The following is a 16,770-nucleotide window of genomic DNA, read 5'->3' as shown; positions in this document are numbered from 1 at the left end:
ACCCGTCACCCCGACGGGCGGCCGGGCGCGGCGCTTCAGTGGTCGTCGCGGATGGTGGTCGCGATGCCGTTGCTGACCACGACCTCGGCGCCGAAGCCCTTCTTGGCGGCGGCCTCCAGTTCGGCCTCGGTGCACTCGGTGCCGCCCTGACCGCCCTCATCGGTGTTCGAGTCACCGCAGATGTCGCCGTAACCCCAGATCTCGGTGTCCTCGGCGAGGAGGAACTGCTGCTCGACGCCCTTCAGGTCGGAGACCGTGTACTTGCCCGGCGCCAGGTAGGAGACATTGCCGAACCAGGTCCCGCTGACGCCCTTGCCCTTGTCGACACCCTCGACGACGGTGTCACGAGCATCTGACCCGCCCTGCTGGGCGGCACGCCGCTCGGTCACCAGGGTGGCGACACCGTTCGTCATCTCGACATCGGCGCTGACGGCATCCTTCTTGACGGCCGCCTCCAACTGGTCCGTCGTGCAGGGCGCGTCCACCTTGGCCCCGGCCTCGCCGCAGATCGTGCCGACGCCGTAGACCTCGGTGTCCTCGGCGACCAGGAACTGCTGATCGTCCTTGCCCTGCACGGACACGATGTACTTGTACGGGGCGAGATAGGTGACAGTCCCGTTCTTGAACGACCCACTGACGCCACTGACGCCCCCCGACTTCTCGGACTCCTTGGATCCCTTGGACTCCTTCGACTTCTTGCCCCCCGAAGCCTTGTCCGCGACCGCTGCGGCACCCGCTCCACTCTCGCCGGACGAGGCGTCGTCGCTACCGTTCTGGCATGCCGTCATCACCAGCCCGGCGGTGACAGCGGCGGCGGCAAAGACGGCCTTGCGCAGGTGACGGTTCATCACGGGACGTTCCTTCCGAGGCGGGGATGCGGGTAACCGGCGTACGTTCTCCGCCGCGTCCCGCTCTGTGCCGACTATGAGGGACTTCCGAACCCCCAGGTCACGCCCGTCGTCCCTTCAGAACCCGGCCATGACACACCCGTGACACGGCAACGCGAGGGCTGCGAGGGCTAGTTGCGCGACGAGCCGCCTTGCGTCGGCGGGGTTCGTACAGGGCTGGCAGCTTCATGTGGTGATGCATGGTGGTGATCTCGGCAAGTCCAACCGCGTTCGGTACGTCACGAGGAGGAGGCAGACGCCGAACAGCTGTCGGCCGATGACCTGTCCGCTGACGTGAGAACCGAGGGGGAGTGCGGAAACCGTGGTTGGCCAGCTCCGGTCGATATGTAGGCAGAGCTGCTCGCGCTCATCAGTCTCGAAGGCGCGTTCGTCGTGGGCTTCGTTCACCGCGTTCAGAGCCAGGACGATGCGCTCGACTACGGCGAAGACCTGCTTGTCGTCTCCTCCGGCGAGTGTGGGCAGCTCGGCCTCGAAGGCGTCCAGGACAGCATTGGTTGCCGACAGAAGCTCATCGGGGTCCAGGTCGACCATGTATGTGCAGTCGGGGTCCAGATTGCGGCGGCAAACTCCGCGGCTTCTGCGGCTGCGCCCTTGCGCCAGTTCGTCGTTGGCTCTCAGCCATGAGGCCGGACTGTACAGCGCGGGTCTGACAGGGAGGCCGCTCTCCCCGGCCCGCCGACAGCTCATGAGGGACATGAGCTTGGGAAGCTGCGGTCATTTGCAGCCGGTCTGGGCGCTGAGCTGGGCTAATGGCTGGGCCGGGACCTTGTTTGGCCTAGATGGTCGGCATCGCCGTAGAGGTCGGCTCGGAGTCGCTGCTTGGCTGCGTCGAGCCGCTCGGCGTAGTCGGGCATGAAGATCTCGCTCAGCGTAGTGTCCAGCGTTCCCGAGATGGTGTAGATCGGTGACCAGACCGCTCGGTCGCGCACGATCCCCTCAAGGTCGTCGGACTGGAACATGACTTGGTAAAGCCAGTCCGACAACACGAACGCTTGATTGCGTGTGAGTCTGAGGGTGATCTCTTCATCGTCCACGGCGTCAACCTACTCGCCTCGGTTGATGGTGCCGACGGCCCGAGCATCAGTGGTGACAACCACGCTTTCCAACTCTGATGGTGATCTTGAGCGACTCGGACGGGGTCGTTCACCTGCGTTCGTGGGCGGCTGACCGTCGGAGCGGCCTCCGCCTCCGGCCCCGTCTGAACGGCCGTGAACGGCGATGAAGGGGACGGAAACCGAGACGGACGCCGGGGTCGGGCTGGCTAGCATCGTGGCTGTTGAAGGGGGCGTCATGGCACTGGTCCGTAAGGGATCACGACGGATCGTTGTCGACGGCACGGTCTACCGCTGGCGGCTGCGAGGCAGGCCGACGTACTTCCAGGGCCTGGCCTGGTCGCCGTGCTCGTTCGCGGTCGAGCATGCGGACACTCCGGGTATGACGCTCGTGACCACCACCGACCAGTCGCATCCGAGCAACTGGATGGGTCGCGAAGCTGAACCTGTATTGCCGTCCGGTGTCGCTGCGGCTGTTCGGCTCGCCCTGCGAGAGGGCTGGACTCCGACGGCTCCGGGCTCCGCATTCCACCTCGATCAGTCCGCCGGCTTCACACCTTCGAACTGACCGAAGTTGGTATACCTCAGCCGACGACAGTCAGCCACGATGGCGGGTGCGTCGACCGATCAGGCGCGCGTGTGTCTCGCTGTACCCCTGCTGGCCTCAGCCACGCTGCTCGATGTCGTACGCCAGAGCAAGCCGCGACGGCGGAACCGCGGTAGCGAGGCATGGAGCAACGACCTCTTCGTCCCGAAGCAACTTGGGTGGGCGGTGTCTTGGGTTGGTATGCCTGTCACCTGCGCTGATGGCTCAGCCATGCTTTCGGCGCTTCGAGCAGAGCAGGATGTGAGGGCCGACCGGTGACAACGATGCGGAAGCCCCGTTCTTCAGGAGCTGCAACCTTTGCGCGGTGAGCCTCGTTTCACTGGTGCGCCTACTGTGCCGCCCGGCAGGCGCCCGCTGCGCATAAGCATAAAAAGGGACGGCCGAGCCGATCGGGCACCCGTAATGAATCCTCCGCGCTAAGTCAACGAACAGGCCACGCGCATACGATCACATCAGGTCGAAGATGGAGGTTGGGACGCTGTGGACCTTCACGATACGTGACCTGTCCAGGCTGGGACATTTCCGACTCGGCACTGCAAGTGCCACAGCGTACGGATCGTGAAACTCTCAATATGGGCGTGATGCGATCAGTGGTTTTCAGACGCTGCCCTCGAATCTCCCTTGCATCACAGATCACGCATCACTCAGGGTCTGTCTCTGTGAGCCCGCATCGGGAACATCAACGGAGGGGATGCAATTTCATGAGGTTCTTCCGAAGATCGGCAGTAGTCGCTGCGAGCGCAGCCGTTCTTGCTGGCGCTCTCGCTTCGCCGGCCAGCGGAGCGACGCCGCAGCCGCCCAAGGAACTGGGCAACGTCAAGGAGTGGGGCATGGTCGAGATCAAGGTCGACCCGAACTCTCTGATGGCTCCGACAACCACCAAGGACGTGGGCGGCGGCAGCTGGACCTACGGTACTGCGGTGGTGACCGGCGGCAAGCGGTGTTACTCGTACTACTTCCACGGCTCGAAGTTGCACAACGCGACCGCGAAGATTGCCAATGGCAGTCTCAAGGTTGGCGCGGATGCTGGCAAGACGGCCAAGGCCAGCAGGACCGCAGGTGCCGCGTACACGTGCTATGCGTACTGGGGTGTCACTGATTAGTCCCTAGAGACACCTCGAACGTCACGCTCTGGACTGCCTCTTCAGAGGGTGACGACGCTCCGGGGCCGCGATGTCTCGCTAGGCTCGACAGCTCACGCCTCAGCCGTGAATCCTGTCGCCAGAACTAGTGCGGGACGTTGCGGCCCTCGTCTCCCGCCTGGCTAAGTAGTTCAGGAGAGAACGAGGGGAGCCGTGAGCCAGTCACTTCAATGTCCTCGCCGCAACCGCCCGGCGGTAGCCTTAAGTTTTATCTGCGGAAAGGAATCATCCGAATCCCGTGGTCCCTTCACGATCTGCCTGCCTGTCGTTTGCAGCCGCGCTGATAGCTGGCGTGGCACTCGGCGTTTCCGCCCCGCTCCTTGGAGCAATCGAATTTCCTGTAATCAACTCGCTACATCTTGTCTTGTCGGCAGGTTGGGTTTGGGCCGCCCTGGCCTATTGCGTGGGCTTCTCATTGAGATCCAGGATCAGATCCGCCATCGTGGCCGGGTCCGCCCTCACCGCTGCTGTGGTCGCTTACTACGTGACCAAACTTATACAGGGGGAGTACCGGGAGTGGGTGAATCTGGATGACCCTTCGCAGGGGACGCATATCTACTGGGCTGGCTTCCTGTCGAAGACCCTTTTCTGGGGTGCTGCAGCCGTAGCTCTCGGTCTCCTTCTCGGATTGGCAGGAAACTTGGGGCGGAATGCTGGCCGTCGTGGACTTGCCTTCCGAGTGCTGATTCCGCTGGTAGCCATTGCGGAGACCTCGATGCGCCTTAGTTTCGAGGCCTCTTCGCAAGGGTCAGTTGCCAGCATGACATGGAATGTCACTCGCCTCGTAGCGGCGGCTGTCATCTTCGTCCTGGCGGTACAACAAGTTCGAGCAAGGTCGGATCGTGCTACCCGGCCAGCCCAACATTGAGCCCGAATCCTATCTGTGACGATTCCTTGCGGCGATCTGTTCACAAGGCTTCAGGCCCATAACCCCAGATGGAAGTACCGTCATTGCAGACAACTAACTGTTGTGGGCGCGGCACGGGCGGGGGCCGGGCTGCGCGCGGGGAGCGGAGCGAGCCGCCTTGAACCCGTAAAGAAGGTTGTTACTCAGCAGCGAGCTGCGTTGATGATCACGGGTTCAGTAGGTCAGAGCGGCGGCTCTTCGTTGAAACCTTCGCTCGGGCTTGCATGCCACTGGGAGCTGTCCGGCGACATGTCGGTGTCGCAGAAGAGGAAGGCGTTCCGTTGGCCTTCGATGCCTGAGGAGTCCTCGCCCCAAGAAGTCGAGGGCATCGTGCCGAGTACCTGCCGGACCAACGGAGCCAGTGTTGCTCGACGATGAAGCAGCAGAGGATCGTCCAGGAGCGGGATGCATGCCGCGATTGCTGCTTCGCGTACGTGGCGGTCGTCGTCATCGGCGCACGTGAAGCTGGCCGAGAACAGCAACGGTCGGATCCTTTGTATGGCTACGGCCGGCGGATAGTCGTCAAGAGGGAACCCGTACCGTCGACTCGTGGCATCGGCCGCGTCCGTGGCCTCGTTGGCAACCGAAGCGATCCAAGCCAGTAGCTCGGCGCGCATGTTGCCGGGGAAGTCCCACCGGGCCTTCTCAACCGTGCGCGTCGTTCTTGGGTCGGGCAGGATCGCGCACACGTACAGGGCTGTGGGTGCCGTGACCTCGTAGAGCGTGTTCTGGTGGTGCAGGACGCCGTGGAGATTGACCAGCGCCTTGGTTCTCACGTCCTGGATTGGGTCCAGGAGGGCGACCAGTATTCCGGGTGCGTCCGCGGCAGACCCGTAAGCATGGTCCAACCTCGCCCAGTCGGTTCGAGTGAGTGTTTTTCCAGCGGATCAGGAAGGCCCGTGAGAAGTGTTGGCTCGGCGACGTCGCTCATGCGATTCGCATACGGGCGCCGCATACTGTTCCGGTTGGCTCTTGATGAGCAGGCGGCGTAGGTCGTCGCGCTGTGAGCCTTTGAGGTTCAGGACCTCTGTGAGGTGGCGGAACGTCGTGTGGGTGACTCCGCGGCTTCGGGCCTCTGCCTCGAACTGGGCGAGTTGGGGTAGCACCGACTCGGCGTCGAGCTTCGCCGGACGCTGTTCATTCAGCCAGAGGGCCTTGTTGCGCTCGTAGTCGATGTCGCAGAAGCCTGCAGATTTCGCGGCTCAGTGTCGGCTTCGGTGTCCGGACGCCAATGACGCGCACGGGCGTGGACTACTGCTCGTCGGCTCGATCGCCGCGTCGTGGCCCTCAGGGCCCAGTCGCTTCGGTGGGACGGTGGTCTCCTTCATGCTTGCCGATGTCTGGCCGTCGTGAGGGGAGGAACGCATCCGTTGGTACGCGTACTCAGTGAGGCGCCCTCTGGCACGAATCTGGCACGCGGCGAGTGACCGCCAAACACAGCAAAAAGACCCAGGTCTATGACCTGGGCCCTAATCATGGAGCGGGTGACGAGAATCGAACTCGCGCTCTCAGCTTGGGAAGCTGATGTTCTACCATTAAACTACACCCGCGTAAGACGCCATCGGATCGGTGTCTGATCGCGCGGTAACTCTACCTCATCCCTGGCCCCCGGCGCTGAAGCCCTGGGGGCCGAGTGCGTTTCGGGGGAGGGGATCCGCGTGCCTGGGGCTGGAGTTGGGGCGTACGGTGGAGGCGTGGGGGAGGGTCCTGGTGTGGTCGGAGTGCCGCCTGGAGGGTCGTCTCGTTCGTCCCGTAATGTGGCCTTTCGTCGTCCGGCGAGCAGCAGTCGGACGCGGCTCTTGGGGAAGGGACTCTAGGACTTGATGGAGCGCACCGTCGTCCGTTGTGCCGATGGGCACGTGTTCAGCACCACTTCGTTCCCGATGCAGCAGGCCGAGCGGCTCGGTCCCGGACGGCTCGTCCGGTGCCCTCGCTGTGCCCGGCTCCGCAGTGCGGTGCCGGTGGCCCTTGTGAAGCGGTGAAGCGGTGAAGCGGTGAAGCGGTAGCAAGCAGCGAGCGGCACCAATAGCAGCAGCAGCAACAGCAACAGCAGCAACAGCAGCAACAACAGCAACAGCAGCAACCGAAACAGAACAGCAGCGGCAACAGTGGCCTGGCGCGCGGAACCGTCCTGATGGTGGTCGGTCCGCGCGCCTTGCGTATCCTCGGGGCGTGCTTCTCTCAGACAAGGACATCCGGGCCGAGATCGAATCCGGGCGGGTCCGGATCGATCCCTACGACGAATCCATGGTGCAGCCGTCCAGTGTCGACGTGCGCCTCGACCGCTACTTCCGGGTGTTCGAGAACCACCGGTACCCCCACATCGACCCGTCGGTCGAGCAGGCGGACCTCACGCGGCTGGTGGAACCGGAGGGTGACGAGCCGTTCATCCTGCACCCCGGGGAGTTCGTCCTCGCCTCCACCTACGAGGTCATCAGCCTCCCCGATGATCTCGCCTCCCGGCTGGAAGGGAAGAGTTCCCTCGGCCGGCTCGGACTCGTCACGCACTCCACCGCCGGTTTCATCGACCCCGGCTTCTCCGGACACGTCACGCTCGAGCTGTCCAACCTCGCCACCCTGCCCATCAAGCTCTGGCCGGGCATGAAGATCGGGCAGCTGTGCCTCTTCCGGCTCAGCTCCCCCGCCGAGCACCCCTACGGCAGCGAGCGGTACGGGTCCCGGTATCAGGGGCAGCGGGGGCCGACCGCCTCCCGCTCCTTCCTCAACTTCCACCGCACCCAGGTCTGAGCGGCGTATGAGCGACGCACGGGAGAACCTCAGCTACGAGCGGTTCGGCGTGGCCGTCCGCGAACTCGCCCAGAGCATCGCCGACGACGGCTACGAGCCGGACATCGTGCTCAGCATCGCGCGCGGCGGGGTCTTCGTCGCCGGAGGGCTCGCGTACGCCCTCGACTGCAAGAACCTCCACCTGGTGAACGTCGAGTTCTATACGGGCGTGGGTACGACCCTTGAGATGCCCGTCATGCTCGCGCCCGTGCCCAACGCGATCGACTTCTCCGACAAGAAGGTCCTGATCACCGACGACGTCGCCGACACCGGCAAGACGCTCAAGCTGGTGCGGGACTTCTGTCTCGACGCCGTCGCCGAGGTCCGCAGCGCCGTGATCTACGAGAAGTCCCATTCCCTCGTGAAGTGCGAGTACGTCTGGAAGCGCACCGACGACTGGATCAACTTCCCGTGGAGTGTTCTGCCCGTGGTGCGTAAGTCGGGCGAGCCGGTCACGCCGTCCAAGGAAGCGCTCTGACCCACGGGGGATTTCCGCGCCCGCTGTATGACGGGTATGGCCAGGGGTCGGGCCGGCCGGCCCAGAGGTCAGGCCAGGCAGGGCTCTCGGCCACTCGCCGAGGGCCCTCGGTGGCCACAGCCCCGAGGGCCCTCGGTGTCGCGGCCGGCGACGCGTCAGCTACTCGGGTGCGCTGGGTGCGCTCACCGGCACCGGCGCCCCGAAGTTCTTGAACGTCCCGACGTTCCGCGCCGCCTTGCCGGCCATCTCCAGCCGCTGGTCGAAGCGCACGACTCGGCCGGATTCGTCGACCCACACGTCACAGGCGAAATCCTTGGTGCCCGTGGCGCGCATCCTGTCGTACAGGCGAGGGTCCACCGTCCGGAGCTGGTCCTGGGTGACGTTCCCGGAGAGCCGGTACGCCGGGGCACCGCCCACCTTCTCCGTACCCTTTCGAACCTCCGGGCCGAGGTCCAGGAGCAGCTGCGCGTAGGCACCGTAGTCGGTCAGGCCGGCGGCTGAGGAGTCCCGTCCCATACGCTGCCACTTCCCGGCTGCTCCGCCGTCAAGGGTCCGCGTGTAGGTGGCGTCCTCCAGCAGGATCGTCTCCGTGCTGAACGCCTGGTTCTCCGGGACACTGTCGGAGGTTTTCAAGGTGAGTCTGCCCGTAGGGGCCGGTCCGTTGAAGTTCATCCGGCCGGACATGACGACCCCCAGAATGGAGCCCGTATAGGTCTCCGTCCTGATCTCGGCCGAGTAGCGTGCCGGATCGGCGTTCTTGAGTGCCGCCTCGACTTCGAAGGCACTTTCGGGCGCCGGTGTGGCCGATGCTTCGTTCTTCGCCGTGGGTGAGGGTGCGGGTGCTGCGTCGGTCTCCCCCGTGCCGCAGCCACTGAGCAGGACGGCGGCGGCGATACCGGCCGCCGTGGTGGCCAATTGGCGCATGACAGGGGTCTCCTCGAGCGTGGCCGACAGGTCGCCGAGTCTGTCATGGGCACGGCGAGATGATCGACTCGCGTCATGAGCCAACCGCGGTCGGCCTCTCCGCCTCTCAGTGTGTAGGGGTGAGCGTTGGCGCATTCGGCCGGGGGACTTAACCCGTTCTTAGCGCGCGGCTAACATGTTCGAACTCGCGATGAACGCCCTTATCGACCCCTTCTGGGCCAGAAAGACGCGCCATTCGGTGTGAAAGTAACCTATTTCTCAAAAACTACTAAATCGGTCAAATAATTGATACCTATAGCGTCGCGGGTGTTTTCGCGAATAAAAGGCAGAAACGAGTACGAGTACTCCTCGTGGCGTCAGCCCCGGATGATCGTCTGGGCCGCGGCAATGGTCGTGGGCCTCGGATTCCTCATCGCGCTGGAGTTCGTGGCGCGTCGTCTCGGCCTGCCGGGGCCGCTGACCACGCAGGCGCGGGAAGTGATCTTCCCGCCCAAGTCGGGTGGCCTGTTGTACGCCGCCATGGCGTTGATGATGGTGGTGCTCACCTGGCGGCAACGGTTGATCGCCCTCGGCGCCGCGATCGGTATCGATATGTGCTTCCTGTCGGTCCGATGGATGGCCGGCATCGAGGTGACGGAAGGCCACCCGTTCGGCAACGGCGCCCTGTGGGTGACGCTCGGCTGCGCGGTCGTCGCCGTCACGCGGCGCACCGGCCGGGAACGCTCGCTGTTGCTCAAGGGCGCCGGGCTGGCTCTGCTGCTGATGGCCGGCCGCAAGACCGGTGACACCTGGCTGCTCATCACCTCCGAGACCCGGCCGCTCGTGCTCGACCAGTACGTGGCGACCGCCGACCACGCGCTGGGCGACCCCTCATGGCTGCTCGGCCGGCTCGTGACGGCCTGCGGACCGATCGGCTTCAACTTCCTCGACTTCGTCTACGGCCAGCTCCCGGTCGCCGCGGTCGTCGTCGCGCTGTACCAACTGCGCCACGTGGTGGTCGAGCGCCGCTTCCCCCGCCACCACCTGGTGCGCACCTTCCTGCTGATCGGCCTCATCGGTCCGGCCTTCTACATGATCTACCCGGTGGTCGGACCGATCTTCGCCTACGGCACGGGCGCCGAGCACTGGGCGGACGTCAGCCTGTGGGCGCCGGACATGCCGCCCAGCGAGCCCTGGGCCGTGGCGGACCTGTGGCCGCAGACACCGCCGCCGCTCCAGACCCCCGGCCACATGACCTTCGACGAGATCACCCCGCGCAACTGCATGCCCAGCCTGCACACGGCGTGGGCCACCGCGATCTTCATCCATACCCGGAAGGGCCCGCGCGTACTGCGGTTCGCGGGCGCCTTCTGGCTGGTCGCCACGCTCTGCGCGACGCTGGGATTCGGCTACCACTACGGCGTGGACCTTGTCGCCGGAGTCGTGTTCACGCTCACCATCGAGGCGGCCCTGCGCACGTTCGACCACGGCTGGGATCGGTCGGGGCTCCGGCTGACCGCTTACGGCGCGACGGTGTTCACCGCGCTCCTGCTGTCGTATCGCTTTCTGCCGTCGGAGATGGCCGAGCACCGGTGGTTGTCCGGACCGCTTCTCCTGCTGGCGATGGGCTCAGTGATCTACGGCTATGTACGGACGACCGCACGCTGGGAAGCGGTGCCCGTACCGGCACCTACACCCTCACCTGTACCTGCACCCGCCCCGGCAGCAGAATCAGAGGCGAAATCAGAACCCGAACTGATCTGAACCGGGTGGGGCTTCCCCCCCGGACGAGAAAAGCCCCCGGCATTCGCGCCGGGGGCTTTCCCTTCTGTCGGTGCCGAGGATCAGAACGTGCCCAGCTTCACGATCGACAGGATCGCGATCAGCTGGATCGCCGACGCGCCCAGGGCCTTCGGCCAGGGCAGGTCGTGGGAGCGGCTGACCATGAGGGTGAGGAGGGCGCCGGCGGCGACCCAGGTGGCCCAGCCGAGCAGCTGCACGAACGACGCGTCGCCGCCCGCGAACATCGCGACGATCAGGCGCGGGGTGTCCGTGAGGGACATGATCAGCATGGAGAGGCCGACCGTGGGCTGCCAGGCGCCGTCGCCGCCGAGCTGACGGGCCAGGCTGTGGGTGACGACGCCCAGGATGAAGGTGCTGATCACCATCGCCACGGCGGTCGTCAGGACGATCGGGATCGCGTTCGACAGCGTCGCGTTGATCGTGTCCTGGCGCGTGTCGTCGAAGCCGAACACCGCGAGCAGGCCGTAGAGGAAGGTGACGACGAGGGCGGGGCCCCACATCGTGTAGTCCCGCATCCGCAGGAAGGTCTGGTCGGGGGAGAGTACGACGCCCCGCAGCAGTTCCTTCCAGTGCAGGCGCGGACCGGTCGGGCCCGCCGGGGCCGCGGCACCGGCGTGGTAGGTCTCGCCCTGGTTGTACTGCTGGTGGTCGTCGATCGAGAACGCCTGGGTGTGACCCGGGCTGTTCGCGGCGTACGGGTCGTGCGGGGGCGCGCCGTAGGGGTCGTCGCCGCCGAAGTACTCCGGCTCGCCGCCACCCTGGCCACCGCCGTTCCTCGGGGGCCACTGCTGCCCGCCGCCCCCGCCGCCGTACTGCGGCCGCTGCTGCGGCGGGTACGGCTGCTGCGCCGGCGGGTAGCCGTGCGGCGGCGGCCCCTGGGGCCTCTGCTGCCCGTGGGGAGGGTTATGGGGTCGCGCTTGCGGGGCGCGGCCGTCCCGGCCGCCACGTCCGATCCTGAATCCAGCCACGTCATCGAACGTACCTGGTCCCGGAGAGTGACGTGCGCGGCCCGGCCCTGTGGGAGCGGCTTTGCGGCCGACCTGTGACATCCCCTAAGGGGAGACCCGTACGACCGTCCGGGGGACCCGCGAGGGTGCCGCCCGGCACGACGACGCCCCCTGTCCGCGCAAGGAAGCGCAGAACAGGGGGCGTCGCAACGGACCGTCGCCGGCGGTCACTTCACCGGCTGGGGCTCCGGCTCGTTCTCCGACTCGGCCGCACCCGCGGGGGGTTCGTCGTCGACCGGGGTCTTGACGGAGTCGAGGAGGAGCTGGGCGACGTCCACGACCGTGATGGACTCCTTGGCCTGGCCGTCGTTCTTCTTGCCGTTCACGGAGTCCGTGAGCATGACGAGGCAGAACGGGCAGGCGGTGGAGACGATGTCCGGGTTGAGGGAGAGGGCCTCGTCGACGCGCTCGTTGTTGATGCGCTTGCCGATCCGCTCCTCCATCCACATCCGCGCGCCGCCGGCGCCGCAGCAGAAGCCGCGTTCCTTGTGGCGGTGCATCTCCTGCTGGCGCAGACCGGGCACCGCGGACATGATCTCCCGCGGCGGCGAGTAGATCTTGTTGTGCCGGCCCAGGTAGCAGGGGTCGTGGTAGGTGATGAGGCCGTCGACCGGGGTCACCGGGATCAGCTTGCCCTCGTCGATGAGGTGCTGGAGCAGCTGGGTGTGGTGGATGACCTCGTAGTCGCCGCCGAGCTGCGGGTACTCGTTGCCGATGGTGTTGAGGCAGTGCGGGCAGGTGGCGACGATCTTCTTCGCCGAGGCCGGCTTGCGGGACTCGTCGGTGACCTTGCCGTCGTCGTCGGTCTCCTCGCCGAACGCCATGTTCAGCGCCATGACGTTCTCCATGCCGAGCTCCTGGAACAGGGGCTCGTTGCCGAGGCGGCGGGCGGAGTCACCGGTGCACTTCTCGTCGCCGCCCATGATCGCGAACTTGACGCCCGCGATGTGGAGGAGTTCGGCGAAGGCCTTGGTGGTCTTCTTGGCGCGGTCCTCGAGGGCGCCGGCGCAGCCGACCCAGTACAGGTACTCGACCTCGGAGAGGTCCTCGATGTCCTTGCCGACGACCGGCACCTCGAAGTCGACTTCCTTCGTCCACTCCAGGCGCTGCTTCTTGGCCAGGCCCCAGGGGTTGCCCTTCTTCTCCAGGTTCTTGAGCATCGTGCCCGCCTCGGACGGGAACGACGACTCGATCATCACCTGGTAGCGGCGCATGTCGACGATGTGGTCGACGTGCTCGATGTCGACCGGGCACTGCTCGACGCAGGCGCCGCAGGTGGTGCAGGACCACAGGACGTCCGGGTCGATGACGCCGTTCTCTTCGAGGGTGCCGATCAGCGGGCGCTCGGCCTCCGCCAGTGCCGCCGCGGGGACGCCCGCCAGCTGCTCCTCGGAGGCCTTCTCCTCGCCCTCCATGGTCTTGCCGCCGCCGGCCAGCAGGTACGGGGCCTTGGCGTGCGCGTGGTCGCGCAGGGACATGATCAGGAGCTTGGGGGAGAGCGGCTTGCCGGTGTTCCAGGCGGGGCACTGGGACTGGCAGCGCCCGCACTCGGTGCAGGTGGAGAAGTCCAGCAGGCCCTTCCAGGAGAACTGCTCGACCTGGGAGACGCCGAACACGTCGTCGTCGCCGGGGTCGGTGAAGTCGATCGGCTTGCCGCCGGACGTCATCGGCAGGAGGGCGCCCAGGGCCGTACCGCCGGTCGCCTCGCGCTTGAACCAGATGTTCGGGAAGGCGAGGAAGCGGTGCCAGGCGACACCCATGTTGGTGTTCAGCGAGACGACGATCATCCAGACGAAGGACGTCCCGATCTTGATCATCGCGGTGAGGTAGACGAGGTTCTGCAGCGTGCCGACCGACAGGCCCTTGAAGGCGAGGACCAGGGGGTACGAGGCGAAGTAGCCGGCCTCGTAGTGCTCGACGTGGTGGAGTGCGCCCTCGAGGCCGCGCAGCACGTAGATGGCGAGGCCGATGGTGAGGATGACGTACTCGACGAAGTACGCCTGACCGGCCTTCGAGCCCGCGAAGCGGGACTTGCGGCCGGGCCGCGAGGGCAGGCTCAGCAGGCGGATCACGATGAGTACGGCGATGCCGAGGATCGTCATCACGCCGATGAACTCGATGTACAGCTCGAACGGCAGGAACTCACCGATGACCGGCAGCGTCCAGTCGGCCTGGAAGAGCTGGCCGAACGCCTGCGCGAGGGTGGGCGGCAGCGTCAGGAAGCCGACGGCCACGAACCAGTGGGCGAAGCCGACGATGCCCCATCGGTTCATGCGCGTGTGGCCGAGGAACTCGCGTACGAGTGTCACGCTGCGCTGATAGGGGTTGTCGGTCCGGGTGCCGGCCGGGACCGGCTGGCCCAGCTTGAAATACCGGACGAACTGGCCGATGGCGCGGGCGAGCAGGGCGACGCCGACCACGGTCAGGGCCAGCGACACGATGATCGCGGCGAGTTGCATGGGGGCTCCTCGGGCCTGCGAGGTTTGCGGGGTTTCGTCGGCGGCGCCGACATTACTAAGCGGTAACTTATGCAGTCCGTCTGAGACTACCCCTATCTTCTGCCGCACTGTAGCCGGGCGCGGAGTGATCTGGATCGCTGAGGGTCACCTCAGAGGCGGTGCCGGAAGGAGGGGGAAATCTGACGGTGCCGGGCCGTGTTATTCGTACCAAATTGATACATTTATGACTAATTTATATCCGTGCTCTACGGGATCGTCGCCGCCACCACAGCCCTGCTCCTCGCCGCCGTTCTCGCCGCGCTGCTGCGCGCCCCCGCCCTGCGCCTCGCACTGCTCGACCGGCGCCAGCGGCAGCGACGCGTGCCGCTGTCCGGGGGAGTCGCCGTCGTCCTCGCCACCTGCCTCGTGGCCGTCGCCGGCGACCGGACCGGCTTCGCGCCGCTCGGTGAGGGGATGGGCGCGCTGCTCGCCGCCGGCGCCGGAGCCGCCGCCCTCGGTCTGGTCGCGGACGCCTGGCGGCTCAAGACCCGGTTCCTCCTCGTCGGTACGGCCGTCGCGGCGGCCTGCGTCGTCCCGTACGGCGACACCGGTGTGCCCGCCGGGGTCGCCGCCGTCGGCTGGATCGCCTGCGTCACCCTCGCCTTCCGGGGGCTCGACCACGCCGACGGGATGGCCGGCACCGTCGGCGTCGTCACCGCCTTCGGGGTGGCCGCCTGTGCCGCGGCCGAGGTGATGGACGGCCTCGCGGTGCTGCTGAGCGTCCTCGCCGCCGCGCTCACCGGCTTCCTCATGCATAACTGGCCCCCCGCGCGCGTGGCCCTCGGCGGCTGCGGCGCGATGTTCACCGGCTTCCTGCTCGCCGCCGCGGCCGTCACCACGCGCGCGGGGCAGGACGCGGTCACCGGGGCGGGGGTGCTGTTCGCGCTCACCGCGATCGCCGTCGCCGACGCCGCCCTCGTGGTGCTGATCCGGCGCACCGCCGGACGCCCGCTGCTACGCCGCGGCCCCGACCACCTCGCCCACCGGCTGCGACGGCTCGGCCTCACGCCCGCGGGGGTAACGGTGGGCGTCGGAACGGCCGCCTTCGCGGGCGTGCTCACGGGGACGCTGGTGCACACCGGGCTGCTGGGCGCGGGGACTGTGCTGTGGGTGGCGGGAGGCGTGACAGCCGTCGTCCTCGTCCTGTGGCGCGTACGCGGGCGCGTACCCGGGCAGGGGCGCGGGGGCCCGGACGCGCGCGTGAGTCGCGAGGCTCGGGCGGGGCGTGAGGCGCAGGCGGGTCGTGAGGCTCGTGTGGGTCGTGAGGCGCGCGTGGGTCGTGAGGCCGGCGTGGGTGGCGAGACCGGCGTGCATCGTGAGGTCTCGCCGCGCCCCCGGCCACGGTTCCGTCGTCAACCCGTGGCCGTGGTGCGGCCCCCTCGCGAGCCGGTGGAATCACCCTTGCGGGCATCCCGGCGTGCGGAATCCCCGCAGGTCACCGGGTCCTTGCGTGTAAGGAACGGATAAGAGTTGAGTCCTGGCGACTCAGGTCCGTTGACCCAGCGGTGAGTCTCGTGCACACTTGAGCCTGTTCCACTCAAGTCAGCTGGAGGAAGATCACCATGGCACGTGCGGTCGGCATCGACCTGGGCACAACCAACTCCGTCGTCAGCGTTCTGGAGGGCGGCGAGCCCACCGTCATCACCAACGCCGAGGGTGCCAGGACCACGCCGTCCGTCGTCGCCTTCGCGAAGAACGGTGAGGTGCTGGTCGGCGAGGTGGCCAAGCGTCAGGCGGTCACCAACGTCGACAGGACCATCCGGTCGGTCAAGCGCCACATGGGCACCGACTGGAAGATCGAGCTCGACGGGAAGAACTTCAACCCGCAGCAGATGAGCGCGTTCATCCTGCAGAAGCTGAAGCGGGACGCCGAGGCCTACCTGGGCGAGAAGGTGACCGACGCGGTCATCACCGTCCCGGCGTACTTCAACGACTCCGAGCGCCAGGCGACGAAGGAAGCCGGTGAGATCGCCGGTCTCAACGTCCTTCGTATCGTCAACGAGCCCACCGCGGCCGCGCTCGCGTACGGCCTCGACAAGGACGACCAGACGATCCTCGTCTTCGACCTCGGTGGCGGCACCTTCGACGTGTCCCTCCTGGAGATCGGTGACGGTGTCGTCGAGGTGAAGGCGACCAACGGCGACAACCACCTCGGTGGTGACGACTGGGACCAGCGTGTCGTCGACTACCTGGTGCAGCAGTTCAAGTCCGGTCACGGCGTGGACCTCGCCAAGGACAAGATGGCCCTCCAGCGCCTCCGCGAGGCCGCCGAGAAGGCCAAGATCGAGCTGTCCTCGTCCACCGAGACCTCGATCAACCTGCCGTACATCACGGCGTCCGCCGAGGGCCCGCTGCACCTGGACGAGAAGCTCACGCGCGCTCAGTTCCAGCAGCTGACCGCGGACCTGCTGGAGCGCTGCAAGACGCCGTTCCACAACGTCATCAAGGACGCCGGCATCAACCTCTCCGAGATCGACCACGTCGTTCTCGTGGGCGGCTCCACCCGCATGCCCGCCGTCGCCGAGCTGGTCAAGGAGCTGACGGGCGGCAACGAGGCCAACAAGGGTGTCAACCCGGACGAGGTCGTCGCCATCGGCGCCGTGCTCCAGGCCGGTGTCCTCAAGGGTGAGGTCAAGGACGTCCTGCTCCTCGACGTGACCCCGCTGTCCCTGGGCATC

The 16,770-nt window shown here is 66.5% G+C and carries 15 protein-coding genes, 1 tRNA gene and 2 pseudogenes; 8 read left to right on the top strand and 10 right to left on the bottom strand.

Features of this window, described 5'->3' with window-relative positions; all coding sequences use genetic code 11:
• Positions 1 to 35 precede the first annotated feature (35 nt).
• The 3 genes from BZL64_RS32720 to BZL64_RS32710 form a co-directional block, all read right to left on the bottom strand.
• On the bottom strand, positions 36 to 848 hold the full coding sequence (locus tag BZL64_RS32720; protein WP_086772739.1) for a hypothetical protein: 813 nt from the start codon (positions 846 to 848) through the stop codon (positions 36 to 38).
• A gap of 225 nt (positions 849 to 1,073) precedes the next feature.
• Positions 1,074 to 1,439 (bottom strand): hypothetical protein, encoded by a 366-nt coding sequence (locus BZL64_RS40695; RefSeq protein ID WP_208639568.1) that lies wholly within the window; start codon positions 1,437 to 1,439, stop codon positions 1,074 to 1,076.
• 215 nt (positions 1,440 to 1,654) lie between these two features.
• Positions 1,655 to 1,942 carry a hypothetical protein gene (locus BZL64_RS32710; RefSeq protein WP_086772738.1) on the bottom strand — a complete coding sequence of 96 codons (288 nt, stop codon included), beginning with the start codon at positions 1,940 to 1,942 and terminating at the stop codon, positions 1,655 to 1,657.
• A gap of 256 nt (positions 1,943 to 2,198) precedes the next feature.
• On the opposite strand from BZL64_RS32710, the gene BZL64_RS32705 reads away from it, so the two are divergent.
• Positions 2,199 to 2,528 (top strand): hypothetical protein, encoded by a 330-nt coding sequence (locus BZL64_RS32705; RefSeq protein ID WP_086772741.1) that lies wholly within the window; start codon positions 2,199 to 2,201, stop codon positions 2,526 to 2,528.
• 869 nt (positions 2,529 to 3,397) lie between these two features.
• Positions 3,398 to 3,670, top strand: coding sequence for a lactococcin 972 family bacteriocin (locus BZL64_RS39970; RefSeq protein ID WP_158101578.1), 273 nt, complete (start codon positions 3,398 to 3,400; stop codon positions 3,668 to 3,670).
• Between the two features lie 1,128 nt (positions 3,671 to 4,798).
• Here BZL64_RS39970 and BZL64_RS32695 read toward each other — a convergent pair.
• Entirely contained in the window at positions 4,799 to 5,392 is a 594-nt protein-coding gene (locus tag BZL64_RS32695) for a hypothetical protein (protein WP_244205638.1), read from the bottom strand.
• Between the two features lie 111 nt (positions 5,393 to 5,503).
• Positions 5,504 to 5,819, bottom strand: a pseudogene (locus tag BZL64_RS42270) (hypothetical protein); the annotation flags it as partial.
• Between BZL64_RS42270 and BZL64_RS41535 the strand changes: the two are divergent.
• A pseudogene (locus BZL64_RS41535) lies at positions 5,811 to 5,969 on the top strand (ATP-binding protein); the annotation flags it as partial. The pseudogenes BZL64_RS42270 and BZL64_RS41535 sit on opposite strands and share 9 nt — an antisense overlap.
• Positions 5,970 to 6,092: 123 nt before the next feature.
• Here the strand turns inward: BZL64_RS41535 and BZL64_RS32680 are convergent.
• Positions 6,093 to 6,166: transfer RNA gene (locus BZL64_RS32680), tRNA-Gly, on the bottom strand.
• A gap of 263 nt (positions 6,167 to 6,429) precedes the next feature.
• A complete protein-coding gene (locus BZL64_RS40370; protein WP_167396232.1) occupies positions 6,430 to 6,699 on the bottom strand; it encodes a hypothetical protein in 270 nt (89 codons plus the stop codon).
• A gap of 89 nt (positions 6,700 to 6,788) precedes the next feature.
• Here BZL64_RS40370 and dcd point away from each other — a divergent pair, with 89 nt between their 5' ends.
• Together dcd and BZL64_RS32670 are read left to right on the top strand one after the other, a co-directional pair.
• A complete protein-coding gene (gene dcd, locus BZL64_RS32675; protein ID WP_086772735.1) occupies positions 6,789 to 7,364 on the top strand; it encodes a dCTP deaminase in 576 nt (191 codons plus the stop codon).
• A gap of 7 nt (positions 7,365 to 7,371) precedes the next feature.
• Positions 7,372 to 7,881, top strand: a complete 510-nt coding sequence (locus tag BZL64_RS32670; protein ID WP_086772734.1) for a phosphoribosyltransferase — start codon at positions 7,372 to 7,374, stop codon at positions 7,879 to 7,881.
• A gap of 159 nt (positions 7,882 to 8,040) precedes the next feature.
• Here BZL64_RS32670 and BZL64_RS39630 read toward each other — a convergent pair whose 3' ends face one another.
• Positions 8,041 to 8,805 carry an SCO4651 family lipoprotein gene (locus tag BZL64_RS39630; protein WP_158101577.1) on the bottom strand — a complete coding sequence of 255 codons (765 nt, stop codon included), beginning with the start codon at positions 8,803 to 8,805 and terminating at the stop codon, positions 8,041 to 8,043.
• Positions 8,806 to 9,171: 366 nt separating this feature from the next.
• Here BZL64_RS39630 and BZL64_RS32660 point away from each other — a divergent pair, with 366 nt between their 5' ends.
• Positions 9,172 to 10,548: a phosphatase PAP2 family protein gene (locus tag BZL64_RS32660; protein WP_208639567.1), complete on the top strand. Its 1,377-nt coding sequence runs from the start codon at positions 9,172 to 9,174 to the stop codon at positions 10,546 to 10,548.
• A gap of 80 nt (positions 10,549 to 10,628) precedes the next feature.
• Here the strand turns inward: BZL64_RS32660 and BZL64_RS32655 are convergent, their stop codons facing one another.
• Together BZL64_RS32655 and BZL64_RS32650 are read right to left on the bottom strand one after the other, a co-directional pair.
• On the bottom strand, positions 10,629 to 11,636 hold the full coding sequence (locus BZL64_RS32655) for a Yip1 family protein (protein WP_086772732.1): 1,008 nt from the start codon (positions 11,634 to 11,636) through the stop codon (positions 10,629 to 10,631).
• Between the two features lie 125 nt (positions 11,637 to 11,761).
• The gene (locus tag BZL64_RS32650; protein ID WP_086772731.1) at positions 11,762 to 14,053 is read right to left on the bottom strand and encodes a (Fe-S)-binding protein; all 2,292 of its coding nucleotides are present in this window, start codon (positions 14,051 to 14,053) and stop codon (positions 11,762 to 11,764) included.
• 240 nt (positions 14,054 to 14,293) lie between these two features.
• Here BZL64_RS32650 and BZL64_RS32645 point away from each other — a divergent pair, with 240 nt between their 5' ends.
• Both BZL64_RS32645 and dnaK read left to right on the top strand, forming a co-directional pair.
• On the top strand, positions 14,294 to 15,559 hold the full coding sequence (locus tag BZL64_RS32645; RefSeq protein ID WP_086772730.1) for an MraY family glycosyltransferase: 1,266 nt from the start codon (positions 14,294 to 14,296) through the stop codon (positions 15,557 to 15,559).
• A 95-nt stretch (positions 15,560 to 15,654) separates the two neighbouring features.
• Positions 15,655 to 16,770 (top strand): molecular chaperone DnaK (gene dnaK / locus BZL64_RS32640; protein ID WP_086772729.1); only part of this gene is annotated, 1,116 nt, incomplete at its 3' end.

Source organism: Streptomyces bobili, assembly GCF_002154575.1.
Taxonomy (GTDB): Bacteria; Actinomycetota; Actinomycetes; order Streptomycetales; family Streptomycetaceae; genus Streptomyces; species Streptomyces bobili.
Note: the sequence above shows the minus strand (reverse complement) of the source record. Positions and strands in the feature narration are given on the sequence as shown.